Origin of the sequence: Campylobacter concisus (assembly GCF_002913745.1) — a bacterium.
GTDB classification, from domain to species: Bacteria; Campylobacterota; Campylobacteria; order Campylobacterales; family Campylobacteraceae; genus Campylobacter_A; species Campylobacter_A concisus_R.
In genome coordinates, this window is sequence record NZ_PPCG01000073.1 from 64,841 (window position 1) to 91,822 (window position 26,982).

21 protein-coding genes are annotated in these 26,982 nt (G+C 40.3%); 11 read left to right on the plus strand and 10 right to left on the minus strand.

Annotated features, from left to right (window positions below; translation table 11 throughout):
• Window positions 1–40: 40 nt before the first annotated feature.
• On the minus strand, window positions 41–2,074 hold the full coding sequence (locus CYO90_RS09100; protein WP_103579265.1) for an ATP-dependent helicase: 2,034 nt from the start codon (window positions 2,072–2,074) through the stop codon (window positions 41–43).
• Between the two features lie 64 nt (window positions 2,075–2,138).
• On the opposite strand from CYO90_RS09100, the gene pbpC reads away from it, so the two are divergent.
• From pbpC to CYO90_RS09140, 8 genes are all read left to right on the plus strand, one after another.
• On the plus strand, window positions 2,139–4,307 hold the full coding sequence (gene pbpC / locus CYO90_RS09105) for a penicillin-binding protein 1C (protein WP_103579266.1): 2,169 nt from the start codon (window positions 2,139–2,141) through the stop codon (window positions 4,305–4,307).
• A 1-nt stretch (window position 4,308) separates the two neighbouring features.
• Complete coding sequence (locus tag CYO90_RS09110; RefSeq protein WP_103579267.1) at window positions 4,309–9,432, plus strand: alpha-2-macroglobulin family protein; 5,124 nt, start codon at window positions 4,309–4,311, stop codon at window positions 9,430–9,432.
• 119 nt (window positions 9,433–9,551) lie between these two features.
• On the plus strand, window positions 9,552–12,311 hold the full coding sequence (locus tag CYO90_RS09115) for a valine--tRNA ligase (protein ID WP_103579268.1): 2,760 nt from the start codon (window positions 9,552–9,554) through the stop codon (window positions 12,309–12,311).
• Window positions 12,311–13,267 carry a methionine ABC transporter ATP-binding protein gene (locus tag CYO90_RS09120; protein WP_103579269.1) on the plus strand — a complete coding sequence of 319 codons (957 nt, stop codon included), beginning with the start codon at window positions 12,311–12,313 and terminating at the stop codon, window positions 13,265–13,267. The genes CYO90_RS09115 and CYO90_RS09120 overlap by 1 nt, the downstream gene beginning before the upstream one ends.
• Window positions 13,267–13,941 carry a methionine ABC transporter permease gene (locus CYO90_RS09125; protein WP_021086223.1) on the plus strand — a complete coding sequence of 225 codons (675 nt, stop codon included), beginning with the start codon at window positions 13,267–13,269 and terminating at the stop codon, window positions 13,939–13,941. The genes CYO90_RS09120 and CYO90_RS09125 overlap by 1 nt, the downstream gene beginning before the upstream one ends.
• Window positions 13,942–14,199: 258 nt before the next feature.
• Window positions 14,200–14,982: a MetQ/NlpA family ABC transporter substrate-binding protein gene (locus CYO90_RS09130; RefSeq protein WP_103579270.1), complete on the plus strand. Its 783-nt coding sequence runs from the start codon at window positions 14,200–14,202 to the stop codon at window positions 14,980–14,982.
• A gap of 76 nt (window positions 14,983–15,058) precedes the next feature.
• The gene (locus tag CYO90_RS09135) at window positions 15,059–15,838 is read left to right on the plus strand and encodes a MetQ/NlpA family ABC transporter substrate-binding protein (RefSeq protein ID WP_021089150.1); all 780 of its coding nucleotides are present in this window, start codon (window positions 15,059–15,061) and stop codon (window positions 15,836–15,838) included.
• 132 nt (window positions 15,839–15,970) lie between these two features.
• Window positions 15,971–16,561, plus strand: a complete 591-nt coding sequence (locus CYO90_RS09140) for a DedA family protein (RefSeq protein ID WP_103579271.1) — start codon at window positions 15,971–15,973, stop codon at window positions 16,559–16,561.
• Between the two features lie 68 nt (window positions 16,562–16,629).
• On the opposite strand, the gene murI is transcribed toward CYO90_RS09140, so the two are convergent.
• Window positions 16,630–17,418, minus strand: coding sequence for a glutamate racemase (murI, locus tag CYO90_RS09145; protein WP_103579272.1), 789 nt, complete (start codon window positions 17,416–17,418; stop codon window positions 16,630–16,632).
• Window positions 17,419–17,509: 91 nt separating this feature from the next.
• Here murI and CYO90_RS09150 point away from each other — a divergent pair, with 91 nt between their 5' ends.
• Together CYO90_RS09150 and murG are read left to right on the plus strand one after the other, a co-directional pair.
• The gene (locus tag CYO90_RS09150) at window positions 17,510–18,670 is read left to right on the plus strand and encodes an FtsW/RodA/SpoVE family cell cycle protein (RefSeq protein WP_103579273.1); all 1,161 of its coding nucleotides are present in this window, start codon (window positions 17,510–17,512) and stop codon (window positions 18,668–18,670) included.
• Window positions 18,667–19,689, plus strand: a complete 1,023-nt coding sequence (gene murG, locus CYO90_RS09155; RefSeq protein ID WP_103579274.1) for an undecaprenyldiphospho-muramoylpentapeptide beta-N-acetylglucosaminyltransferase — start codon at window positions 18,667–18,669, stop codon at window positions 19,687–19,689. Before CYO90_RS09150 ends, murG begins: the two co-directional genes overlap by 4 nt.
• Here murG and CYO90_RS09160 read toward each other — a convergent pair.
• A complete protein-coding gene (locus CYO90_RS09160) occupies window positions 19,681–20,415 on the minus strand; it encodes an imidazole glycerol phosphate synthase (protein ID WP_103579275.1) in 735 nt (244 codons plus the stop codon). The two genes, murG and CYO90_RS09160, sit on opposite strands and share 9 nt — an antisense overlap.
• 117 nt (window positions 20,416–20,532) lie before the next feature.
• Between CYO90_RS09160 and CYO90_RS09165 the strand changes: the two genes are divergently transcribed.
• Window positions 20,533–21,291 carry a hypothetical protein gene (locus CYO90_RS09165; RefSeq protein ID WP_103579276.1) on the plus strand — a complete coding sequence of 253 codons (759 nt, stop codon included), beginning with the start codon at window positions 20,533–20,535 and terminating at the stop codon, window positions 21,289–21,291.
• On the opposite strand, the gene CYO90_RS09170 is transcribed toward CYO90_RS09165, so the two are convergent.
• From CYO90_RS09170 to CYO90_RS10600, 7 genes are read right to left on the minus strand one after another with little or no spacing between them, the layout of a single operon-like run.
• Window positions 21,292–22,542, minus strand: coding sequence for an RNA polymerase factor sigma-54 (locus CYO90_RS09170; protein ID WP_258030717.1), 1,251 nt, complete (start codon window positions 22,540–22,542; stop codon window positions 21,292–21,294).
• Between the two features lie 3 nt (window positions 22,543–22,545).
• Complete coding sequence (gene lptB / locus CYO90_RS09175; RefSeq protein WP_103579278.1) at window positions 22,546–23,274, minus strand: LPS export ABC transporter ATP-binding protein; 729 nt, start codon at window positions 23,272–23,274, stop codon at window positions 22,546–22,548.
• Window positions 23,267–23,665, minus strand: coding sequence for a tRNA (adenosine(37)-N6)-threonylcarbamoyltransferase complex ATPase subunit type 1 TsaE (gene tsaE / locus CYO90_RS09180; protein ID WP_103579279.1), 399 nt, complete (start codon window positions 23,663–23,665; stop codon window positions 23,267–23,269). Before tsaE ends, lptB begins: the two co-directional genes overlap by 8 nt.
• Entirely contained in the window at window positions 23,665–23,910 is a 246-nt protein-coding gene (locus CYO90_RS09185; protein WP_072594226.1) for an RNA-binding S4 domain-containing protein, read from the minus strand. The genes tsaE and CYO90_RS09185 overlap by 1 nt, the downstream gene beginning before the upstream one ends.
• Before the next feature lie 33 nt (window positions 23,911–23,943).
• Window positions 23,944–24,771, minus strand: coding sequence for an alpha/beta hydrolase (locus tag CYO90_RS09190; RefSeq protein ID WP_103579280.1), 828 nt, complete (start codon window positions 24,769–24,771; stop codon window positions 23,944–23,946).
• Window positions 24,765–26,714, minus strand: coding sequence for a TonB-dependent receptor domain-containing protein (locus CYO90_RS09195; protein WP_258030710.1), 1,950 nt, complete (start codon window positions 26,712–26,714; stop codon window positions 24,765–24,767). Before CYO90_RS09195 ends, CYO90_RS09190 begins: the two co-directional genes overlap by 7 nt.
• Complete coding sequence (locus tag CYO90_RS10600; RefSeq protein ID WP_258030711.1) at window positions 26,698–26,874, minus strand: hypothetical protein; 177 nt, start codon at window positions 26,872–26,874, stop codon at window positions 26,698–26,700. Before CYO90_RS10600 ends, CYO90_RS09195 begins: the two co-directional genes overlap by 17 nt.
• Window positions 26,875–26,982 lie beyond the last annotated feature (108 nt).

The following is a 26,982-nucleotide window of genomic DNA, read 5'->3' on the forward strand; positions in this document are numbered from 1 at the left end:
AAAAATTGGTCAATTTTACTTAATAAGATTAAAATTCTCTTTAAGCTTCCTCTTTTGCCATGCCAGCCTCTATCAAAAACCTACTTGGCTGATAATTCACCTTCTTTATCTTGTCGTATTTCGCGTAGCTAAGATATAGCTCATCTTTTGCCCTTGTTACTGCTACGTAAAAGAGCCGCCTCTCCTCTTCTAGACTGCCACCCATGCTCATTAGCTTTAAATTTGGAAAGCGGTTTTGCGCGAGATCGACGATGAAAACTTGGTCAAATTCAAGCCCCTTGCTCGCATGCACGCTGAGCAAGCTAACGCCCTGCCCTTCGCTCATTTCGTTGCTTCCAAGGGCTAAGAAGTTGTAAAATTTACTGATATCTTGATATTTTTTAGCTAGCTCGCTTAGCACCACGCTCTTTGCCATTATGCGCTCTTTGACCTCTTCTTTAAGCGCAAGATCAACATTTCCGTTTTTTAGGGTTGCCCTTTTTGTGCTGAGACTTTCAACTATAAGCGAGTAAATTTTACTAGTTTTTATCTCATTTATCATCGTGGCTGGCTTTGTGATATTTCTCATGCCTCTTAAAAAGTTGTAAATTTCATATAAAAACTGCGCCCCACTCTCGCTTAGCTTTTGTAGTTTTAGCACAGGGTGTCCTAGGAATTTATCGCTAAAGCCAAGCTTAGAAAACCTCGAAACCTCGGCAAATTCGTCAAGGTCGTCAAAAAGGCCAAGCTGGTAGTTTCGTCTTTTATTTGATGAGATATTTACGCTCTCATCTGGCTCAACTATTCCTTTTATCAAATTTCCATGCCCAAGCTTAAGAAGTGCGTCAAAAATTTCTTTGCTAACGGCGCTACCAACGCCTTTTGCATATTCGCAGATGTGGATAAATGCCATTATATCTTTTGGATTGACATAAATTCCTATGATGTCGATGAGCGCCTTGATCTCACGGCTCTCAAAAAAACTCACCCCACCCTTTCGCTTTGAGCCGATGCCTCGCTCTTTTAGCGCGACCTCGATGCCGTCAGCTGATGAGTTATTTCTAAAGATGATAGCGATATCTTCTCTATTAAATGGCGAGAGCGAGATGATGTCGGCGATGTTTTGATACTGATCAAAAAGCTCGTTATAGACAAGCAGTCTTGGAGGCTTGAAATTTCCCTCACGGCTTACTGTAAGGTGCTTTTCATAAAGCCTTGGGTTGTTATTGATGACCTTGTTTGCAAGGGCAAGAATGCTTGAACTTGAGCGGTAATTTACATTTAAAGCGTAGATATTTGCATTTGGGAAGCGATCTTTAAATGAGCCTATTATCTCGATATTTGCGCCGTTAAATGCGTAAATACTCTGGTCAAAATCGCCCACGCAAAAGAGGCTCTTCGTCGCAAATGCGTCTATGAGGCTACCTTGAAGCGTGTTTGTATCTTGATACTCGTCGATCAAAATTTCATCATAAGCTAAATTTGCCCCTTTTTTTAGCTCATCTCGCATTTTTATGAGAAGGTCGTTAAAGTCAGCGTAAGAAAATTTAGCCTTTTCAGCCTCAAATTCCTCTAAAACATCTTCATAAATTTCAGCATAAACGCCCTGCTCTTCGCTCTTATCGCTTATCCATTTGCCAAATGTAGTGCCCTGTTCGCTGTTTTGAAAAAGCGAATAAAGATCGTACAAATAGGCCCCGCCATAAGGTTTGACGTCGCTTAAATGGTAAAATTTACGCCTCTCAACAAGACTTTTTAAAAGCGTCTTTAGCTCGCTTGGCTGCTTTAGCGTGACGCCTTTATCAAGGCTTTTTAAAAGCGAAAATGAGACCGAGTGGAAGGTGCCTGCGGTGATTTTGGAGGTTATGGCCTTGTCAAAATATCTATTTAAACGCTCTATCATCTCGCTTGCAGCCTTATTTGTAAATGTTAGAAGCAAAATTTTCTCTGGCTTTACGCCTAAATTTAAAAGATGTGCGATGCGAGCGACAATCGTGCTAGTCTTGCCAGTGCCAGCTGAAGCGATGATGAGATTGTGTCCAAATGGCGCAGTTGCGGCGGTGTATTGTTCTTTGTTTAACCTAGATAAGGGCATTGTTTCCTCTTTTTAAAAAGGCCTAATTATAGCTACTTAAACTTTAACAGCTATAATCACACGGATGAAAAAGTTTAAATTTCTAAAATTTCTTGCCCTATTTTTGGCTCTATTAGTTGCTATTTTTTTGATACTTGATCAAATTTATCCACTAAATTTAGATGCGCTTAAAAAAGACGAAGCCAAAATTTTGCTTGATAAAAATGGCGAGATCATAAATATGAAGCTTAGTAGCGACGGAATTTGGAGATTTCACGAGCAAAGCTTCCCAAACTCGCTAAAACAATGCGTTGTTCTCTTTGAAGATAGGTACTTTTACTACCATTTTGGCGTAAATTTTGCCTCCATTTTTAGAGCATTTTTCCACAACTTAAGAAGCGACAACCGCATAGGAGCTAGCACTATCACGATGCAAGTAGCCAGGATGCTTGAGCCAAGTGATAGGAGCTATAAAAATAAGATAAGAGAAATTTTTAGAGCATTTCAGTTAGAAATTCACTTTAGCAAGGATGAAATTTTAAATTTATACCTAAATTTAGCCCCGTATGGCGGCAATATCGAGGGTGCAAAGGCGGCAAGCTTCTTTTACTTTGGCAAGGAGCTAAACGAGCTTAGTTACGCTCAGGCGGCACTTTTAAGCACAATACCCAAAAATCCAAATAAAAATAGACTTGACCGCGTTTCAAACATAAACGCCCTAAAAAACAGGGTCATAAAGATGCTTTATAAGGCAAAATTGATAGATCTTAGTGCCTTTAAAAGAGCTCAAGCTGAGCCATTTAAAAATGTAAGGATAAGAGCCATCGTAAATGCAAATGATTATGCAAATGTCGCTTTTAAAAACCAAATTTCAAAGGCGAACTTGGATCTAAATTTACAAAAAGATATGCTTAAAATTTTAAAAGATGCGATGTTTTCGCTAAAGGCTAAAAACGCAAACAACGCCGCAGCGGTAGTCATCGACAACAAAAAAATGAGCGTTGTTGCATTTATCGGCTCGCACGATGAGCGCGCACGCGACGGCAAAAACTCAGCCCTAAATATGAAGCGAAACACCGGCAGCACGCTAAAGCCTTTTATCTACTCGCTTGCGCTTGATAGCGGGCTCATCACGCCAAACTCGCAGCTAATCGATACGCAAATTTATCTAAATGAATATGTGCCAAAGAACTTTAGTAACGACTTTTTGGGGCTTGTAAGCGCAAAGGACGCTCTAAATTTTAGCCTCAATATCCCAGTTATAAATTTAGACTTAAAGCTAAAAGATAACTCGCTTTATGAGCTGCTTGAAAAGGTAAATTTAGTTGATGAAAACAAGGAGTTTTACGGCTCTTCGATAGTTTTAGGCAGTGCTGAGATGAGCCTGATTGATCTTGCACATCTTTACACGATATACGCAAATGGCGGGGTTTATAGACCACTTGAGTTTGCTGGCAAAAGCTACAAAAATGAAGATAAAAACATAGCTCTCATCTCGCCTCAAAGCGCATATCTAACCGCCAAAATGATGAGTGAGGCCTCAAGGTCATATCTAAAAAATGCTTGGCAATACGCGCAAAATACGCCAAAAATAGCCTTTAAAACAGGCACAAGCGCAAACTCACGCGATCTTTACGCCATAGGAGTTGATGAGGACTATACAATAGCCGTCTGGGTGGGCAACTTTAACGCTGAAAAAACCGACAAACTAACTGGGCTAAATGACGTCTCAAAGATCGTTTTTGATATGTTTAAGCTCATCGCTCAAAAAAGAAATTTAAGCTTTATGAGTGAGCCAGATGGCATCGAAAAAGTGCCAACTTGTCTTGATGCTTTTAGCTATGAAATGTGCAAAAAAACGGCGCTTGATGATAGGATAGTTGGAGTTAAACTGCAAGATAAATGCGAGAGTTTAAGAGGCGAGGAGCTTGAGTTCTTGATAAAAAATGGCTTTTTAGACAAAGACGAGGTCAAAAATAGCCCTTGTGCTGAAGTTTTTAAAGACAAAAAGCCAGTTTTTGCCTATCCGTATGACGGCGAAGAGATCGTGACAGATGAAAATGTAACACAAATTATGCTAAAATGCTACGCGTTTTTAGGTGATGAAATTTACCTGAAAGTAGATGATTTGAACTTTTCTAAGATAGAAAATGCAAGCGAAAAAAGGCTAGATCTAACTCTTGGCGAGCATACTTTAAAATGCCTTGATCAAAACTCAAATCAAAGTGAAATAACAATAAAACTAAGGAGATAAAATGCAGCAAAAAGCGCTACTTCTAGCACTTTTAGGAGCAGTAAATTTATATGCTTTAAGTCTAAATGGCACCGCCGAGGTAAAGTCGTCTTTAAGCGTAGAATTTGGGTTAGAAGATGATGTTAGTAAAAATCTCATAGGCACGCTAAACGAGAAAAAACTCATCTCATGTGAGCCAGCGCTAAGTGGCACGGTGAAATTTAACGCTCAAAGCCTTACGCTCTTTACAAAAGATATGCACGCAGGCGTAGAGTATAGCTGTAAGCTAGAAAATGGCAGCAGTGCTAGCTTTGAGACGAAAGAATTTGCGCTTGAGAAGATAGAAAAGCTCTCTGATAGCAAATTTATCCTTAAATTTAATGACGAAGTTAGTGACGAGCTTGTGAAAAAAATAGCTGTAAAAGGTGCAAGCTTTAATGCCTTGCAGCTCTCTCAAAACAGCTTTGAGCTTGACCTTGATAAAAATATAAGCGAGCCTACTTTTGATCTTGGAGAAAATTTTGAGAGTAAATTTGGCGCTAAGCTAGCAGGCGATGGCGCGATAAAATTTAGTGAGCAAGCAAGCAGTGAGAGCGTAAATATAAACGCTGAGGCAAAAAGCTTTGAGATAGCTAAAATTTATCCGACAAGCCTTGATAACGGCATCTTGGCCTTTAGAATTTATCTAAAAGAGTGGCTAAGCGATGATAATAATCTAAAGAAATTTATAAAGATAAAAGGCGTAAAAAGCTTTAGCATAAGCGACGTGGCATATAAAAATGACGATGAAAACGGCGCGCCAAATTCTGAGCTTGAGGGGTTTGATTATTACATCGATATCACAAGCGATGAGTTTAAGCCACAAAATAGCTATGAGATCACGATAAAACCGGGCTTTGGAGATGATAGAAATGTCGTAAGAGAGGCTAAAACCTACGAGGTGGTTGCAAGCAACTTCACTCCATTTGCAAATTTCACAAACGAAGAGCCATATATCTCAAGCGTGGGCGAGATCGGCATCAGAAGTGCAAATTTACCTGAGCTAAATGTAAGCGTTGAAAAATTAAGCGATCAAAATTTTAGATACTTTTTAAATTTCAACGACAATAGCGAAGATCTAAGCAATTTTAGCTCAAAAGTAGCGAGCAAAAGCTACAAGCTAGAGGGTGCATTAAACGAAATTTCACTAAACAAGATCAAGCTTGACTTTGCAGGAGCAGGAGACGGCGTTTATAAGATAAGCTTAAACTACGGCAAAGATAAGAGCGTCTCAAAGGTCGTCTATCTAAGCGACATCGCCATAAATGCAAAGCTTGGCAAGGATGAAATTTTCGTCTTTGCAAACCGCCTTGGCGAAAATACAATGCTACCAAACGCAAATGTAAAAATTTATGGCAAAAGAAACGAAGAGATCGCAGTTGGCGCGACAAATGACGTCGGCGTCTTTAAATTTAATAAAAAAGATATCTACAAAGAGATCTCATCGATCGTCGTCTCACTTGGCAAGGAGCAAAATTTCCTCATCATAAAAGATGGCGAAGCGCTAAATGAGGCAAAGCTCATCAGCCAAAATCCAAGCGAGAGCATCGATGCTTACACGCATTTTGCCTCAAATATCATAAGACCAAACGAGAGCCTAAAAGGGGCTATCTATCTAAGAGATAGGGACTTTAACCCGCTTAAAAATATGCCAGTTAAGATCAAATTTATCGATCCGCAAGGCAAAAGTAGCGCCCAGATCACGCAAAATACAAATGATGTTGGCATGATAAATTTTGAAAAAGAAATTTTAAGCGATCTAAGCGGTAGATTTAACATGCAGATAATCTACGCTAGCAAGGTAATAGCAAGCGTGCCATTTTACGTCGAGAGCTTCGTGCCAAGCAAGATAAAAAATGACATAGCCATAGATGCGGATAAATTCTTTTCAAATGAGCTAGTAAAGGTAAATTTGACAAGTAGCTACCTCTTTGGCGGAGCAGCTAGCGACCTAGCTGGCAGCATGCAGGTTAGCTTCTTTGATGATGAGTATAAAAATAGCGAATTTAAAGAGTATAAATTTAAAAACGACACCCTAAAAGCGGCTGCCTATCCAAGCATAGAAAATGATCTAACTCTTTCAAAAGATGGCAAATCAAGCCAGATGATAGATCTTAGCTTTAACACCAAAAACGCACCTTCTATCATAAAAGGCGTCATAAATTTCAACGTAAATGACGATGGCAAAAATGTAAGTGACGCAAAAAGCTTTACACTCTATCCTTATAAAGATATGGTTGGCATCGCTGCTAGCACGGCATTTGCTGATCCAAACGAAGATGTAAAGATAAGAACAGTCGTCGTTGATATGCCAAGCCAAAAGGCAGTGAAGTCAAATTTGAAATTTGATATAAAACGTGTCTCATGGCAGTATCAAAGGGACGCAAATGGCTATATAAAATGGATCCAAACGCTTGAAGATGTGGATAGCTTTTATAAAAATAGTGGCGAATTTAGCTATAAATTCACACAAAGTGGCTCATACGTCATCACTGCTACAAATTTAGTAAGTGGCGCGAGCACGAGCTTAGACATCGACATAAGCGGCTACAACTACTCAACTCTAGCGCCTACAAAAGAGCTTAGCAAGTCTCAGATAAAGCTAAACAAAAGCGTCTATAAAAAAGGCGACGAACTAAGCGCAGACATAAGCTCAGCTATAAAAGAAGGCATCGCGCTTGTCACGCTTGAAGACGCTGGCGTCAAAGCCTATAAAGTCGTGAAAATCAAAAACAACTCGGCAAATGTTAAATTTAAACTTGACTTTGACTTTAACGGCCTTTATGTGAGTGCAAATATCTACCGCATGACTGACGCTGGGCTAACTCCGTTTAGAACCTACGGCAAGGTCTATGCAAACGGCGATAAATCTTCAAGAAAGATAGAGCTTAGCTTAGAAGCGCCAAAAGCGGCAAAGAGCGAGGAAAATATCAAAATTTCACTAAAAACAAAGCCAAAAGCTTATGTAGATTTGTTTATCACAGATGTTGGCGTGCTTGATATCACTTCACAAAAACTAGCCGATCCGCTTAAGTTTTTTGACAAAATTTTACCTGATGGCGTCTTTGACTACGACATCTATAATATGCTTACAAACTACAAGGTGGAGGGCAAAACGCTAAGCTTTGGTGGTGATGCTGCGGCGATGGCAGTGGCTGCAAAAATGGCAAAGCATGCAAGCCCAGTTGATAGCAAAAATGTAAAAACTTATGCAAATTTAGTAAGCATTCAAGCAGACGACGAAGGCGAAATTTCATACGAGTTTAAAACGCCAAATGGCTTTAACGGCGCCATTAGAGTAGATGCTGTGGCAAATGACGCAACTGCAATGAACGCCGTAAGTAGCGAGATAAAAGTAAAAGATGATGTGATCATTAAGCCAAGCGCTTTGATCTATCTTTTAAAAGGCGATGAATTAAGCGCAAACTTAAGGCTTATAAGTACGACAAATGCCGACAAAAACCTTACTATAAATGTAGCATCAAGTAAAAATTTAAACATCAAAACGCAAGAAAATGCTAACCTAAAGCCATTTGAAAACAAGGCATTTGTGCTTAAAATTTCAGCCCTTGAAACAGGTGCTGGCGAATACAATGTCACAATAAGCGATAAAAATGGCTCAAAAACGCTTCAAAATTTACTTGACGTCGTTAGCCCTTATACGATCAGCACCTACGCAAAGAGCAGCGTCTTTGATAAAGAGAGTAAAATTTCACTACCAAAAGGCTATCACGATGTGAGCGTTGATGCGTCAAGCTCGGTCTCAAGCGTGCTTTTAGCAGCTTCTAAAAATTTAATAGAGTATCCTTACGGATGCGCAGAGCAAAGAAGCTCAAGACTGCTTGCGCTTTTAAATTTAAAACCAAAAGATGAGCTTGAAAAAGATGATCAAAAGAGATTTATCGTTAGCGGCATAGATGAGCTAGTCAAGATGCAAAAACCAGACGGCAGCTTTGGCTACTGGAGCGATCTAGGCGAGACAAATGCATTTGCAAGCATCTTTGCAACAGACGTACTTCTTGACCTTGAAGAGGCTGGATATGAGGTAAGTAAAGGTGTCAAACAAAATGCTCTAAATTCGCTCTTAAAATACGCAAATAACGACCTTGAGGCACTTTACGCTCTTTATGTAAGCTCACGTGCAAGTATGGCCGATAGATCAATCTTAAATAAAATTTATGACGACAAAGCCTACAATAAAACAGCACTAAGTAAATACCTAATGGCAGCAGCTCTAAAGCTAAACGGCCTAAATGACGAGGCAAAGGTCGCACTAAAAGATATCAAAAATGCTAAAACAAGCGAAGAAAATCCATCTGATTTTAGCTCAAAAGTAAGAGATAACGCATTTATCTTATATCTGCACGCAAAATACTTTGAGAAAAACGACTACTCAGACGACCTTGCAAATTTCTTGATAGTAAATTTAAATGAGCTTAGCTCAACGCAAGAGCGTGCATTTACGCTAAGAGCTCTAAATGCCTACTTTGGCAAAGATAGCGGCGAGAAAAATAATAAATTTAAGCTTAGCTACAACGGAGAAAGCAAAGAATTTGACGGCCTTTTAAGCACCTCTTTTACTACAAAAAATGGTGAATTTAGCATCACTCCACTAGGCTCAAATAAGCTTTATGCAACTATCTTAAGCTACGCTTACTTGCCACTTGAGATCAAACATAAAATCGAGCCAAAAGAGCTTGACATCTACCGCGTTTTTGTCGATGAAAAAGGCAAAGAGCTGGGTCTTGACAGCCTAAAAGTAAATGACGTCATCTACTCAAAAGTAGTGATAAACTCAAAAACAATGGTTAGAAACGGCGTTATAAACGAGATCGTAAGTAGCTGCTTTGAGCCGATAAATGAAAATTTAAGCAACTTTAGCAAGAGCTTAAAAAACAGCTTGCAAGTTGAGTATAAAAGCATAAAAGATGACCGCGTGCTAAGCTTTTACACGCTAAATAGCGACGAAAAAGACGCCGTACTTTACACACCTTATCGCGTAAGACTTGGTGGCAAATGCTCGCTTGGTGCAGTCACAACTGAAAATATGTATAACGAAAGACAAAACGACTACGACCTAGCCCAGCGAAGCTTTAACGTCAAATAGCTATTTAAACTTCGGGGCGTTTAACCGCCCCAAGCCCATATTTCCCCACTTTTGCAAAGATTTTTTTAAACAAATTTTAGATAACATTAAGCATTTTTTAAACGAAAGAGGATACAAAAGTGGCAGAATTTTACAATGCAAAAGAGACAGAAGACAAATTTTATAAAATTTGGGAAGAACGCGGATATTTCGAGATAGACGCAAACAAAGATATCCAAAAAGATGGACGTAAATTTTGCATTATGATGCCACCTCCAAACGTGACTGGCTCGCTTCACATCGGACACGCCCTAACCTTCACACTTCAAGATATCATGACTCGTTACAAGAGGATGGACGGCTACAAGACACTTTGGCAGCCAGGCCTTGATCACGCTGGTATCGCTACTCAAAACGTCGTTGAAAAGCAGCTTTTGGCTCAAGGGATCAAAAAAGAAGAGCTTGGACGTGAGAAATTTGTAGAAAAAGTGTGGGAGTGGAAAGAAAAAAGTGGCGGCATGATAGTCCATCAGATGCGAAAGCTTGGCATCACTCCGGCTTGGTCACGCCAGAGATTTACTATGGATGAGGGCTTAAGAAAAGCTGTGAAAAAAGCCTTTGTAAATTTATACGACAAAGGGCTAATAGTCCAGAAAAACTACATGATAAACTGGTGTACACATGACGGCGCACTCTCTGACATCGAGGTCGAGCACAAAGAAAATAAGGGTAAGCTTTATCATTTGAGATACTACTTTGCAGATGGACAAAATTTAGAAAACTATCAAGCAGAAGTATCACATGATGAATTTGCTGGTTGCGATGCGAGTTCGAATGAAGCGCACTCTTCGTGCGTTGCAGTGAAGAACGAGCAGCAGTCTCCAGCAAAGGCGCATGCGAGACAAGGCGCTTATATAGTAGTTGCGACTACTCGTCCTGAAACTTACTTTGGTGATACGGCCGTAATGGTAAATCCAAACGACGAGCGCTATAAAAATTTAATCGGCAAAAAGGTGGTGCTACCTATCATAAATAGAGAGATCGAGATCATCGCAGACGAGCACGTCGATATGGAGTTTGGAACAGGTCTTGTTAAGGTAACACCTGCGCACGATCAAAACGACTACGAAGTTGGCAAAAGGCACAACCTTGAGTTTATCACTGTATTTGATGAAAAAGGCATTTTAAACGACAAGTGCGATAAATTTGCAGGACTTGAGAGGCTTGAGGCTAGAGATATCGTCGTGGCCGAGCTTGAAAAACTTGGCAATGTCGAAAAGATAGAAGACTACGAAAATCAAGTAGGTTACTGCTACCGCTGCAAAAACGTCGTCGAGCCATACATCTCAAAGCAGTGGTTTGTCAAAAAAGAGATCGCAGACGAAGCAATACAAAAGGTCTCAGAGGGCCTTGCTAAATTTTACCCGCCGCACTGGATAAACAGCTTTAACGCGTGGATGAGAGAGCTAAGAGACTGGTGCATCTCACGCCAGCTTTGGTGGGGACACCAAATTCCAGTATTTTACTGCGATGATTGCGGTCACATGTGGGCTGACGAGGGAGAGCCGTGCGAGTGCAAAAAGTGCAAAAGTAAAAACATCCACCAAGACCCAGACGTGCTAGATACGTGGTTTAGCTCTGGTCTTTGGCCATTTAGTACACTTGGCTGGGGCAATGAAAGTGAGCTAAAAAATGAAAAATGGTTTGAGGGAGACCTCGCTGAGTTTTATCCAAACAACCTTCTCATAACTGGCTTTGATATTTTATTTTTCTGGGTTGCTAGGATGATGTTTCAGGGTGAAAACGCCCTTGGAAAGCTGCCATTTGACGACATCTACCTGCACGCGCTTGTAAAAGATGAGTTTGGCAGAAAGATGAGCAAAAGCCTTGGCAACGTCATCGACCCACTTGATAGCATAAATGAGTATAGCGCCGATATCTTGCGCTTTACGCTAACGCTTCTAGCCGTTCAAGGACGCGATATCAAGCTAAGCGACGCTAAGATGAAGCAGGTAAGAAATTTCACCAACAAGCTTTATAATGCGAGCAAATACCTCATGCTAAATGAGAGTAAATTTGAGAATTTAGAGGATATCAAGCTTCAAACAAAGCTTGGAATTTATATGAATAGCCGCTTTAACGAGTGCGTAAGAGAGGTGCGCGAAAACATCGACACCTACCGCTTCAATGACGCAGCAAATACGCTTTATAAATTCCTTTGGGATGAGTTTTGCGACTGGGGCATCGAGCTTAGCAAGGCTGACAAAGCGAGCGTAAAAGAGCTTGGAAGTATATTTAAAGAGGCGATGAAACTGCTAAATCCTTTCATGCCGTTTCTTTCAGAGTATCTATTTCAAGAGCTTAGCGGCACACAGCTTGAAAATGCAAAATCAATAATGGTGATGAGTTATCCAGAGGCAAGAGAGCGAAATTTAGATGTTGAGAAGAAATTTGAGCTAGTTATCGAAGCGATCGTGGCTATTCGCCGTGCAAAAGCTACCATAGATCTTGGCAACTCAAAGATCGCAAAAGCCTTTGTTAAATTTAACGAAAAAATAGATCTTGACGAGGTTAAAGAGTATATCAAGCTGCTTGCAAAATGCGAAGAGATCGGCTTTGTAGATGAAAAGATCGAAAATTCAATAAGAGATGTGAGCGAAAATTTAGAGGCATTTGTCCCACTTGAAGGGCTTGATATGAGCGGCATCATCACAAGGCTAAGGTCTCAAAAGACAAAGCTTGAAAAAGAGATAGCCAAACTCTCAGGTATGCTAAATAACCAAAATTTCGTAGCAAACGCACCAAAAGAGGTCATAGAGACAAACAAAGAGGCGCTAGAGAACGCTGAGGCTAAATTTAAAAAAGTATGCGAAGAGTTAGAAGCTCTTGGAGAAAAATAGTGATAAAAATAGAAAATTTAACCAAATTTTATGGCAGTACGCAGATACTTTATGATGTAAATTTGGAGGTTGCAAAGGGCGAAATTTTTGCTATCGTGGGGCACAGCGGTGCTGGCAAATCAACGCTTTTAAGGTGCATAAACGGACTTGAGAGCTATCAAGGTGGCAGCTTAAAAGTCTTTGATCAAGAGATAAAAAATTTAGATGAGACACAGCAGAGACATTTAAGGCGAGATGTTGGGATGATATTTCAGCATTTTGCCTTGATGGCTAGAAAAAACGTCTTTGAAAACGTCGCTACTCCGCTTAAATTTTGGGGTTATAAAAGCGATGAAACTGAAAAAAGAGTGAGAGAGCTTTTAAATTTAGTCGGTCTTGAAAGCAAGGCAAAGAGCTATCCAAGCGAGCTAAGCGGTGGCCAGAAACAGCGTGTGGCGATCGCTAGAGCGCTTGCTTTAAATCCTAAAATTTTACTAAGTGACGAGGCGACTTCGGCTCTTGATCCAAACACGACAAATCAAATTTTAGAGCTGCTTGAAAAGATAAACAAAGAGCTAGATATCAGCGTTGTCATCGTCACTCACGAGATGGAGGTCGTAAAATCGATCGCAAAACGAGCGATCTTGCTAGAAGGCGGCAAGATCATAGGCTCTGGAAGCATCGAAGAGCTATTTTTAAAGCCAGATGAGAAGATGAAAGAGTTTTTGGGTGAAGTTGAAATTTTTCCAAGCACTGGCACAAATATCAGACTATTTTTCCCAAAAGAAGTGGCTCAAAACAGCGTGATCACGCACATGGCAAGAAGCCTAAATATCGACTTTAACATAGTCTGGGGCAAGCTTGAAAAGCTAAACGACAACGTCCTTGGCTCACTTGTCATAAACATAGATGAAAAAGATAAAGAAAACGTACTTAACTATATCAAGCAAAGTGGCGTTTTATGGGAGGTCGCTTGATGTTTGGTATTGATTTTTCTAAATTTCCAGATGTTTTCTCTAGGATACTTTTGCCAGCTATCGGCGAGACGCTATATATGAGCATAGTCTCTACCCTGCTCGCCTTTGCCATAGGCCTCATACCTGCGGTTTTGCTCATTCTTTCAGACAAAGACGGGCTAAAGCCAAACAAGCAGCTTTATTTTGTGCTCGATATCGTTATAAACGTGCTTAGAAGCTTTCCGTTTATCATTTTGATCATTGTGCTCTTTCCGGTCACAAAAATGATAGTAGGCACAAGCATCGGCACCACGGCTGCGATCGTTCCGCTAACTATCGGAGCGGCTCCCTTTGTGGCAAGGCTCATTGAAAATGCTCTAAAAGAGGTTGATAAAGGCATCATCGAAGCTGCTCAAAGCTTTGGTAGCTCAAAATTTCAGATCATCTTTCGTGTGATGTTTGTAGAGGCGCTTCCTGGCATCATCTCGGCATTTACGCTAACGCTTATCGTAAATATCGGCTTTTCAGCGATGGCTGGTGCAGTTGGCGGTGGCGGACTAGGATCTGTTGCTATAAACTACGGATATCAGAGATTTCGCCCAGATATCATGCTCTACACCGTGGTTATTCTTATCATTATGGTTCAAATTTTTCAAGTTTTAGGCAACTATCTCTATAAAATTTCAAAAAAATAAGGCCACATTTTTTATCTGATTTTAAGCTTTTTTTCTTAAAATTGCAAAATTAATTTTAGCTGAAAGGACAAAAGATGAAATCAGATATGTGCCAGATGTGCCGCCTACTAAAAAACGCGTCGTCGAAAGACTAATCTCTAAGCGCAGAATTTCTTTTTAAGTGCTTAGAACTAGCTTAAGCGCTTAAAAAGAAATTTAACCTTCTAGCTTAAATTTATCCTTTTTTGGTGCTTGGCAAATTTTAAAAAAGGATAACAAATGAAAAAACTACTTCTTACCTCTTTAGTTGCCCTAGGCCTTAGCGTTAGCGCAAATGCTGCTGACAAGTCAAAAACAATAATCGTCGGTGCTACACCTATCCCACATGCTGAAATTTTAGAGGTTGTAAAGCCTATTTTGGCAAAAGATGGCTACACACTTGAGATCAAAGAATTTAACGACTACACCACGCCAAACCTTGCGACAGAGGACGGCGACCTTGACGCAAACTTCTTTCAACACATCCCATATCTTGAAGAATTTAACAAAAACAAGGGCACTCACCTTGTAAAAACAGTTGGCGTGCACCTAGAGCCAATGGGAGTTTATTCTAAAAAGATCAAAGATATCAAAGAGCTAAAAGATGGCGCAGTGGTCTCTATCCCAAATGACCCAACAAACGAGAGCCGCGCACTTGACATCATAGCTAGCGCTGGACTTATCAAGCTAAACAACAACCCATTAAAAACTCCGCTTGATATAGTTGATAACCCTAAGAAGCTTAAATTTGAAGAGATCGAGACTGCTCAAGTGCCAAGAACGCTTGATGACGTTACTATCGCAGTTATCAACACAAACTACGCGCTAAATGCAAATCTCAATCCAACAAAAGACGCGCTTGTGATCGAGAGCAAAGATAGCCCATACGTAAATTACGTAGTTGTAAAAGCTGGCAACGAGAACAGCCCTAAAATAAAGGCTCTTGATAAAGCGATCAGCTCACCAGAAGTTAAGAAATTTATCGAGACAAAATATAACGGCGCTATCATCCCAGCGTTTTAATCAAATTTATAAAAAAGCGACGTAAAAGCTTTTACCTTTTTAGCGTCGCTTTACCAAAACAAAAAAAGGAAAAACAATGAAATTTATCAAACTTTTAACCGCATCTTTAGTTGCTCTAAGCCTTCACGCAGCCGACAAGGACCACACTATCATTGTTGGCGTCTCACCAGTGCCACACGCTGAAATTTTAGAATTTGTAAAACCAAAGCTAAAAGATAAAGGCTACGACCTTGTTATCTCTGAAATTTCAGACTATTCGATACCAAATGTCGCCACAGAAGATGGCAGCTTAGACGCAAATTTCTTTCAGCATTTGCCATATCTTGAGGAGCAAAACAAGGCTAGAGGCCTGCATCTTGTAAGCGTTGCAAATGTCCATGTCGAGCCACTTGGCTTTTACTCTAAAAAGATAAAAAACATAAAAGATCTAAAAGATGGCGCAAAAGTAGCGATCGCTTACGACCCATCAAATGGCAACAGAGCGCTTAGAATTTTAGAAAAAGCTGGTCTTATCGAGATCGATAAAAACGTAAAAGTTGCAACTGTAAATGACATAACTAAAAATCCTAAGAATTTGCAGTTTGTCGAGCTAGAAGGCGCTCAGATCCCAAGAACGCTTGACGATGTCGATATCGCTGCTATTAGCACAAATTTCGTCCTTGATCTTGGCATGAGCGTGGCAAAAGACGCACTTTTACTTGAAGATGCCAACAGTCCTTACGCCAACATCATCGTCACAAGAGCTGGCAACGAGAACAATCCTAAGATCAAAGCATTAGTCGATGCGGTGCTTAGCCCTGATACTAAAAATTTCATCATCACTCGCTACAAAGGCGAGGTCATACCTGCATTTTAAAACGGGGCGAGTTTTCGCCCTACTTTTGCCTTTAAATTTAAACCTTTTTAAAATTTATCGCTTTTGTTAGTTACTATTAGTAAATAAAGCTTTGCTACAATGCCTCATTTTAAGATAAATTTCGGAGTAAAAATGCTACATAACATTATTGATTTTATAGTCTCAAGCGTTAGCAGCTGGGGATATGCTGGCATATTTGTGATGATGTTTTTGGAGAGTTCATTTTTTCCATTTCCAAGCGAAGTGGCGATGATACCAGCTGGATATCTAGCTTACAAAGGCGAGATGAGCCTAGCGCTTGCTTTTATCTCAGGCACGCTTGGCAGCTTGCTTGGAGCCATTTTTAACTACTATCTTTGCTACTTTTTTGGACGCGAGATCGTCTTAAAATACGGCAAATTTGTAGGCATCACTCATGAAAAGATGGATAAATTTGAAGCATTTTTTAATAAACACGGCGAAATTTCGACCTTCAACTCACGACTAATCCCTGGAATTCGTCAGTATATAAGCCTGCCAGCTGGACTTGCTAAGATGAACATTTTTAGATTTTGCCTATTTACCACACTTGGCGCTGGGATTTGGTGCGCGGTTTTGCTTGGAGTTGGCTATTTTCTAGGTTCAAATCCTGACAAACAGACGCTTCTAGGTATTACAATCGCTCTTTTGGCAGTGGTTGCGATAATAAGTGCAGTCTATATAATGAAGCAAAGAAAGAAATAATACATATAAAAATACATAAAATTTAATGTATTTTGCAAATTTAGCTCAAATTTTTAGCTAAATTTAGCCTAGCTGATCGCTCTCATTTTTTCTAGGCGAGCTAAATTTCTTGAAATTTTCTCTAGCTCGTTTTGCTCGCAAACCTCGTCACCTGAGTAGAAAAATTTTATATTTGGAGTCAATTTTATATTTGAAATTTGAAGTTTAAGCTCGCTTATAAGGCGCTTTATCGTCCCTTCGTTGCCGTCTATTATGCTTACATTTGGAGGCAAAATTTCTCTTAAGCTATCTTTAAAATAGTTAAAATGCGTGCAGCCAAGCACCAAAAAGTCAAATTTACTTAGATCAAATTTAGCTAGCTCATCTTTTAGATATGACTTCACGTTTTCACTCTCAAACTCAGCTTTTTCAGCAAAATTTACAAGCCTAGGCATAGCTAACAGCTCGGTTTTATCTTTTGCGTTTAAATTTGTGATTAGCTCTTTTAGTTTTGCGCCATTTACGGTGACTGGAGTGGCGATGACAAGCGTTTTTAGGGCATCATCGTGGCTTAGATCGTGAGCTTTTTTTACAGCTGGCTCCATGCCGATGATCGGCACGCTTAAATTTGCTCTAAGCTCTTTTATCGCTACACTTGTTGCTGTGTTGCAAGCTACTACGACAGCTTTTGCGCCATTTTTGACAAGAAATTTCACCGCATCAAAGCTAAATTTTAAGATCTCATCTCTGCTCTTTTGTCCGTATGGGACATTTTTCACATCTGCGTAATATAAAAATTCATGCTCGCTAAGCTTGCTTAAAGCTTCGTTTAAGACGCTAAGTCCGCCAAGCCCCGAGTCAAATATACCTATCTTCATGCCCATCCTTAAAGCCTGCAATTATAGCAAATAATATCTTTGTAAGCCGTTTTTTATTATACTTTGGCTCATTTTAAAGTTGGAGCTAAATTTGGCAGTTGATAAGGTTATTTTCTATCTTTGTGCGACTTTGATCGCCATAAGCATCATTTTTTCACTATCTTTGCCAGTTTTTACAGTTTTATTTTTTAACTACGACGAATTTCACTTTTTTATCCGCCAGTTTGCAGTCGGCTGCATAGGAATTTTTCTCATGTGGTGGCTCTCTAGGCTAAATCCCGACAAAGCGCTCGTTTGGATAGGTTTTGGACTGCTTATCTCATGCGGTATCGCTATGGGGCTCATGCACGCCTTGCCAGCTTCGATGGTGACTGACTCTGGAGGTGCTAGACGCTGGATCAGGCTGCCAGGCTTCTCACTTGCGCCTGTTGAGTTTTTCAAAGTCGGTTTTGTCTATTTTTTGGCGTGGAGTTTTACTAGAAAATTTAGCGACGGCAAGAGGACTTTAGCAGATGAGATCAGGATACTTTGGCCTTATATTGGTCTATTTGTTGTAATTGTCTTTCTTATTGCCGTTATGCAAAACGACCTTGGTCAGGTTGTAGTTTTGGCACTTACCTTTGTGACGATGGCGCTTTTTGCAGGGGCTAGCGTTAGGCTCTTTGGTATCGGTATCTTGGGCGCTGCCTTTGTCATGACGGTGGCGATCGTTAGCTCTGAGCACAGAATTTTACGTATAAAGTCATGGTGGGGCACGATACAAAACATGGTTCTCTCTTTCTTGCCAGATAGCGTGGCAAACGTGCTTAGAGTGGCAGACGCACCAGAGCCATATCAAATTTCTCACTCACTAAATGCAATTAAACACGGCGAGTTTTTTGGCGAGGGGCTTGGAGCTGGGATATTTAAGCTTGGCTTTTTAAGCGAGGTGCATACAGACTTCGTGCTAGCTGGCATAGCTGAAGAGGTCGGTGTTTTTGGCATTTTATGCATCACAGCGATCTTTATCACGCTACTTTATAGGATATTTAGAATTTCAGCTAGGAGCGAAAACAAGGTCTATCACCTATTCTCACTTGGTATCGGGCTTATCTTGTCGTTTTCATTTTTGATGAATAGCTACGGCATCACATCGATCACGCCGATAAAAGGTATCGCTGTGCCATTTCTTAGTTACGGCGGCAGCTCCGTGCTTGCTATATGCATCGGCATCGGCATGGTCTTAATGATCAGTAAAAAGGCAAAACTATGATAGTTATTTGTGGTGGCGGCACTGGTGGGCATTTGGCGATTGCTAGAAGCTTTTGTGAGGAGCTAAATAGACGAGGCATAAAGCCTATTTTTATCGGATCAACTAGCGGTCAGGATAAATTTTGGTTTGAAAATGATGATAAATTTGCAAAGAAATTTTTTCTACCAAGCAGTGGCGTCGTAAATAAAAGAGGCCTTGCCAAGCTAAAATCACTAACAAACATCATAAGCCTAGCTCTAAAATGCAGGCAAATTTTTAAAGAAAATGGCGTTAAAGCAGTCATCAGCGTGGGAGGCTACTCAGCAGCGCCAGCAGCCATAGCAGCCATCATCTCAAAAACACCGCTTTTCATCCACGAGCAAAATGCCGTAACTGGCAAGCTAAATAAAATTTTAAAGCCATACGCAAAAGGCTTTTTTAGCTCTTATGATGAGCTCTCGCCCTGCCCTTACCCAGTGGCAAATAAATTTTTTGAAAGCCAAAGAGTTAGAAATGAGCTAAAAACGATACTATTTTTAGGTGGCTCACAAGGTGCAAAAGCTATAAATGAGCTAGCTATAAATTTAGCCCCATATCTTAAAGAAAAAGGTATAAAAATCATTCATCAATGCGGCAAAAACACCCTTGATGAGCTTAAAAAAAGATATTATGAGCTTGACTTTAGCGAGGCAAATTTAGAAATTTTTGACTTTAGCAAAGAGATAGAAAAGAAGATGAGCGAGGCTGATCTTGCCATATCAAGAGCTGGAGCTAGCTCGCTTTGGGAGCTTTGCGCAAACGCCTTGCCATCTATCTTTGTGCCATTTCCTTATGCCGCTGGCAATCACCAGTTTTACAACGCTAAATTTCTAAAAGATAAAGGCATAGCTGAAATTTGCCTGCAAAATGGCGAAAATTTAGACAAAGATGAAGTCATAAAAATGATCGAGAGTTTTGATCTAAGCAAAAGCAGCAAAGCTCTAAAAGATATCCTTTTGCCAAATGGGGCAAAAGAGATAGTGGATAAAATTTTAAGCTAGATCCTCGCCTATAGCGTAGGCTTTTAGCTCTCGTAGCTCGTAAATGAGGTAGTGATAGATAAGCTCATTTGTCTTTAGGCTTTTGCCTGAAAGCACTGGTCTTATCATCTCGATGATCCTATCTGTGATGCCAGCGATCTCAACCAAAAGTAGCTCATCGCCCCTTTGTTTGGCCACTCTTATGCAGTTGTAAAAAAATGTGTAGATAGTTTTAAAATTTTCCAAAACTACGTTTGAGACGATTTGAGAGTCGAGATGTAAAATTTTATTCATCCTATTTTGCAGCTCCATTAACTCGGCAAGTAGCCCTCTTATCATCGCTGTATCGCCACTTCTTGAGAAGATACTCTTTTTCTTTTTTTTATTTTGTATCTGATACTCAGCGACTAAAATTTGCATGATGTTTGAGATGTTTGTCAGGCTCTCTTGCAGGTTTTGATTAGTCCTTAGGCTCACGCCAGCCTTTTCTATCTTGTAATATAGGCTTTTGTTTGTCTGCTCGAGGTATGAGCTAATGTTTTCGTAGTAATCTTCAGTGTTAAAGACATTTTTAAAAAAACTGCCCTCGTCTGTTGTGCTGTAAAGTCTTTTTTTGATCTCTTCGACATTTTTATTAAAAGTGAGCGCATCGATCTTTGTTTCTGGCTCGACAACGCCGTTGTTTTCGATAACTTCCAAGTTTTTCTTAAGCGTATTTATCAGCTTTTCAATCTCATTAAAATCCATTTTGCCTCTTTGAAATTTTTGGCTATTTTACTATAAAAAGCTGAAGTTTTCGCTTGCAATCCTTAAAGAGATAAATTTATGCTTCTTTTAATAAAATATCTCAAAAAAGGAGCAAAAATGAATGGTGAAGTTTTTAACGCTTGCATTATCGTAGCCTCCATAAAGCAAGCTCTAAGGTCAAATTTAGAGTTAGGCTACAAAGGCGAAAAATATATAAAAAGCCTAGTTTTTGACTATATTTTGGAGGATGAGCAAGAAAAAAGAGAGCAAACTAGCATAAATGAGTGGTTTAAGCATGCCAAAAAGCTTGGGCTAAGCGATGTGAGATTTGCTACAAATTTGGCTATCTCATCAGAGGAGCGCTCGCTGCAAGGCTTTTCAAATGTAAGCCACAAGTCAATTCTTTGCATTTATAAAGACAAGATGAGCTACTTCGTACCGCACTGGAGCTTTGAAGAAGATAAAAAGGGCTGGGACATAGTCTATAAAGAATTTAGCCTAGATGGCACACCAGAAATTCAAAAATTTAGCGATAACACTTTGGAGTTTAAAGATATCCTAACTAAGACCACTAAATTTGCAGATGAGATAGAGTGTGAGAACTTTGGTGACTGCTTTAGAAAAGGGCTAAAAGCGCTAAATGAGCCAGAAAAGATAGAGCAAAATGTCCTAAATGCGCCACTTATGCCAAAGCTAAATTTAGCTCTTTTTACTGCGGCAAGCGCGGCAGATGTCTTTGGTGGCATGGGCTCTTGGAACGACGACGCAGCAGGATTGGCGCAGCATAAAAGACGAGGCAAAGAGTATGATGAGCTTAGCAGTGAGCTTTTTACGCAGATGCGAAAAGCCACGCTTTTTGCCATAAATGAGTGGTAGCTAGCCGTTTATCTGATAGATCTTTTTTCGCTGGCTTGAGCTGCCGATGTTTAGGATTTTGCGGTATTTGGTGATAGTTCGGCGAACGATTTGGATGTTAAATTTAGCTTGGATAAGCTCTTGGATTTTTAGATCAGAAAGTGGTTTTTTATGATCTTCGTTTTTTATAAGCTCTAGTAAAAATTCCTTTATCGCGGCGTTTGAAGTCTCCTCGTCAAAGCCAGTTGCGAAGAAATTTTTAAGTGCAACCGTGCCTCTTGAACAGCTTAGATATTTGTTCGCGATCGCTCTTGAGATGGTTGAAGGGTTGCGTCCAAGCTCGTCAGCTAGGTCTTTTAGCTTCATAGGCTTTATGTCGCCACCCAAAAAATAGTCATACTGATACTCAACTATCATGAGCCCTATCTTATAAAGCGTCGCCTTTCTCATCTCAAGGGCGTCTATGAGCTCGCTTGCCTCTTTTATGCGCGAGCTTACAAAAGTCTCTTTCTCGTCTAGTCCCTCGGTGTCGATAGAAATTTCAGGATAGTACTCGTCATTTATCTGCACGCTTATGCCGCTACTTGTGCTTAGCACGAAGATATCAGGCACCGCCTCTTTTTCATCTTCAAGATACTCAATAGCTGGGGGATTTTTAAATTTCTTTATGATCTTTAGCGCATCGTCGTAAAATTTAAGTTTTCTAAGCTTCTCTATATTTTCAAAATTTAAGATGATCTTTTTTGCGCACTCTATGATCTCTTCACTTGCCTCTGTCTCGCCAAGCTGAAACAAAAAGCTCTCTTTCACATCCTTTGCGCCCACGCCACAGGGCTCAAGGTAGGCAAATCTCGCTCTAACTCGCTCCACCTCATTCTCATTAAAACCCGCAAAAATTTCATCATCATAAGAAAAATAGCCCTCATCATCCAAGCACTCGATGATCTTATATGCGATATCTTGGGACTTTTGCGTGGGGAAAAGTGGTGGATTTATCTGGCTAACGAGCTTTTCATAGAGGCTTTCTTTATAGATGCTTAAAGCTTCGATACTCTCGCTGACCGAGTTTTTGCTAACCTGCTCGAAAAAATTTCGCTTTTTTTCGCTTTTTTCTAAATTTTTATGTTCGATCGTAGCAAATGGGTTCTCTTTTATGAAAGGCTCAAGCGTCTCTTTTAGCTCATCAAGCCCGCTTTGAAGGATAGGAAGCCAGCTTCTTAGCGTTTGGTTTAGTTTGATCTTTGGCGCTAAAGTTTGCTTTTGCCTTAGCATCATCTACTCAAGCAGCTTAAATTCTTCGCCAAGATAGTGCGTTCTAACGAGCTTGTTGTTTGCCACTTCGCTCGCACTGCCGCTTGCTAGTAGTGAGCCATCTTTGATGACATAGGCTCTGTCGCAAATGGCTAGTGTCTCACGGACGTTGTGGTCAGTTATCAAAACACCGATACCTAGCTTTTTAAGGTCTCTAACGATACTTTGGATGTCGCTAACTGCGATAGGATCGACGCCTGCAAATGGCTCATCAAGCAGCAAAAATTTTGGCTTTATGATGAGACTTCTTGCGATCTCACAGCGTCTGCGCTCGCCACCACTTAGGCTAACACCCTTTCTTAGGCGGATAGGCTCGATATTTAGCATATTTAGCATCTCATTTACTCTTTTAGAGATCTCTTCTTTGCTTTGATTTAAAATTTCAGCCCCAAGGAGCAAATTTTCTTCAACGCTTAGCTCTTTAAATATGCTTGATTCTTGCGGCAAATAGCCAATACCAAGGTGCGCTCTTTTGTGAAGTGGGACGTTTGTGATCTTTTCGTCATTTAAAAAGACATCTCCGCTAGTTGGCAAGATGAGCCCGCAGATCATATAAAAAGTGGTCGTCTTTCCAGCGCCATTTGGCCCAAGAAGCCCCACCACTTCGCCACTATTTACCTCTAAAGATATGCCTTTTATGATCTCACTTTTTTTAATCGTCTTTTTTAGATCTTTTACTTCTAGTTTATGCACTTATAACCTCGTATTTTCTGCCATTTTTGCTAGGAGAAATTTTTACTAATGTATAGCTCTCGCCGTTTTTCTTTAGAGCTTTTTCTAAATTTTCATCGCCCCACTCTACTAGATGAAGCCCCTCTTCAAATAAATTTTCAAAAAGGCCATTTTTTGCCATCCCGTCAAATCCGATCTGGTAAATGTCGTAGTGGTAGATATCTTTACCATAAATTTGCATCAAAGAAAATGTTGGCGACGTCACGCTCTCTTCTATGCCATGAGCCTTGATGATCGCCTTTACAAGCGTCGTTTTGCCACTTGCTAGATCGCCGCTTAGTAGCACCACGCCACTTTTTGGCAGCACCCGCACAAGCCGATCAAGCTCATTTTCTAAAAGCTCAAAAACCATCAAAGCTCTTTTACATATTCACTTTGAGCGCTTTTTGGTATGCTTTTTGTAGTTGGGATCGCTAGCACCTCGTATCTCGCCTCGCGCGTTAGAAATTTGATGCTAACCACATCACCAACCTTAACATCTTTTGCCGCTTTTGCCTGCACGCCGTTGATGCTCACAACGCCGCTTTTGCACATATCTTCGCTAACGGCACGCCTTTTTGTGATATTTACTACGTTTAAAAATTTATCTACTCTCATGCGGCGGATTTTAACAAAAATAGCCTTAAATTTTTAATCCTTTAGATATTTTAAAAGCTCTTTTAAATTTAGAGGTATAACGCTGCCATGGGTTTCATTTTTAAAAAGCTCAAAGTGAGAATTTACGCCACTTTGCTTTAAAATTTGGGCTAGATCACTCGCCTTTAAAATGCCAGCTTTGTCTGTCTTGCCCTTTCTCTTTTCAAGCTCGCCAACGCTAAGAAAGACAAATTTTGCCTTTAGTTTCTCTTTAAATTTACCCTCACTCACATTTTGCTTTAAAATTTCAGATTCACCCCACCAAAGAGATGGCGAAGCGATAAAGAAATTTGAAAATACGCCATCATTTTTAAGCAAGGCATAGAGCGTAAAAAGCCCACCAAAAGAGTGTCCATAAAGGCTTTTTTGGCTGCTTTGCACGTTAAATTTCTCATCGATTAGTGGCACTAAATTTTTAGTTAAAAAGTGGTAAAACGCATCTGCCCCACCACCTTTGCTAAACTCCTCGCCCTCTGCCTTTGGCGTGAGATCTCTTGTGCGTTTTTCTACCTCGTAGCTTTTGTCGCTGTCATATCCTATGCCTATTATTAGTGGGGCAGCCTTGCCATCAAATTCATTTAAGAGCATGTTAAACTGGGCGTTTGCGTCAAGCAAGAAAAGCACATTTTTAAACTTATCTTGCCCCTTTAGCTTGGCTGTGAAAATTTTATAAATTTCATCATTTGCACTCATTTTAAAGGTTGAAATTTCAAATTTACTAGCAGCTTTTTGGCTAAGTGGCTCAGGCGTTTGGCTAGGTCCTGCGTGCAAAGTCTGCATCACACCAAGTGTAAAAAGCAAAAATTTAAAGGTTCTTACCATTTTGCAGCGACCTTAAACCAAAATCTCCTGCCCTCTTGCGGATACCAGTAATAGTTGCCGTCGTCTGCTAGCGCCTCATCGTATCTTACTTTATCAAAGATGTTATAGGCATTTAGACTAAGCGTTAGGTGATCATTTGCCTCCCAGCTCACGCCTGTATCAAATGTAAGTAAATTTTTCTCATTTTCTCTTACTCTGTTACCAGGGCCAAATTGTACGCTTGTTAGCTTGCTCTCGTAGTTTGCACTAAAAAATGTTTTAACGCTTTTTACAGGCTTATATGTAAGCGTGGCGTGAAGTGCGTGCTCTGGCGTTGCGGTAAGGCTTTTTGCGTCAAGTCTGGCAAGATTTGTCTCGCTAAATTTCATAGCGCCCCTTGGCGTGTTTATCGTTGGGTTGCCAGTTTTTATCTTTGACTTATTATAGGTGTAGTTTGAGCTTAAATTTAGATTTGAAAGGATGTCATAGTCGCCACTTAGCTCCACGCCCCAAACGGTCGCACCCTCAATGTTAAAGTAAGTTCCCCAGCCAGGGCAACCCACTGTTTTTACCCTTGTCATTGCTGGGCAAGCGCCAAAGGCTGGTATGTTATTCACATTGCTTCTGTCGGTGTCTAGGATTTTATCCTTAAATTCATTTCTAAAAAGCGTTACCGAGCCTCTAAAATCAGCCTGATTGTCATAATACGCCCCAACCTCATAAGTCGTGCTCTTTTCTGGTTTTAGGTCTTTATTACCAAAATCAACTATGCTCCAGCTACCCTGGATAGTGCCTACTTCAGGTGAAATTTGATTGACATCTGGTGTTTTATAGCCAGTCGCGACGCCACCTTTGAGGCTTAGCGTGTCTGTGGCGTTATAGACTAGGTAGGCTCTTGGCGAGAGGTGGTTGCCAAAGAATTCGTTGTGCGTGAGCCTTGAGCCAAGCGTTAAAAAGAGCTTCTCATCTAAAATTTGCCACTCATCTTCGATAAATCCAGCATGCTCACTCATAGAGTAGCTTTTTGGGCTTTCAAGGCCGTTTTTTGAGGCATTTGAGACGATGAAGGTTGTATTTACATTTTGCTTATGAAAGTCATAACCAAAAGTTAGTGCATGTGCGCCAAAAAATGTTGTAAATTTGGAGTTAAAGTTGTGATTTTTAACTTTTGCTGGTATAAATTTGTCAAAAAGGCTACTTCTTTGTGTCTCATCATAGATGTAGCTAAGATCAGCATTTAGGCTATCAAATTCGCCAAGATAACCCACGCCATAGCTCTTTTTCTCGTAGTCATAAGCGTTTAAGACGTTCATTCTTGGATTTGGATCGGCTGACTTGCCAAGGGTGCGCGAATAGTCATGCCTTTCGTTTGAACCAAGGATGAAAAATTTATTGTGCTCATCTGGCGTCATCCAAAGCTTTGCGCTTAAATTTCTCTTATCACTCTTTTGGTAGCCACCAACGTAACTATCCTCATCTCTTAGCTTTTTATAGCCCCAAAGCTGAAGCGCAAAAAGCTCTTTATAAAGAGGTAAATTTAGATAAAAGTCGCCTTGCCTGCCGTCTCCTATGCCTTTGTGAGTGTTTATCGTGGTTGAGATGCCGACGTTGCCGCTAAATTTTGAAAAGTCTTTTTTAGTAATGATATTTATAACGCCTCCAACCGCGTCGCTACCATAAAGTGAGCTCATAGGGCCACGGATGACCTCTATACGCTCGATCGCCTCAGCTGGCGGGATGGAATTTGAGTTCATATCCCCTGCTCCGCCCTTTGGGTTTGCACTACTTGAATTTACTCTTTTGCCATCAATCAAAACTAGCGTTTGAGACTTCTCCATGCCGCGTATCGAGATGCCACTAGCTGCCCCGTCCTCGCCACCGACGACATTTACGCCTGGCACTTTTTGCGCGATTGAGTGAAGTGAGGTAAAGCTATCTTTTGTAAGCTCATCGCCACTTATCACACTGATGCTTGCGGGGGGCTTCTTTGATCTGCTGCGAAAAGCCACTCGCACTTACTACGACGCCATCTAGCTTAGTTTCGTTGTTCTCTTTCTCTACTGCATAGAGAGAATTTGCCACACAAGCGCTAAGGCAAATGGCGATAAATTTTGATCTATTCACGGATATCCTTTTGTTAAATTTAATCTTTGATAATGAAAGCGAAACGCAAATTTAACAAAGCAAGCATAAAAACAATATTAATTATCATAATTTTAAATGATAATTTTC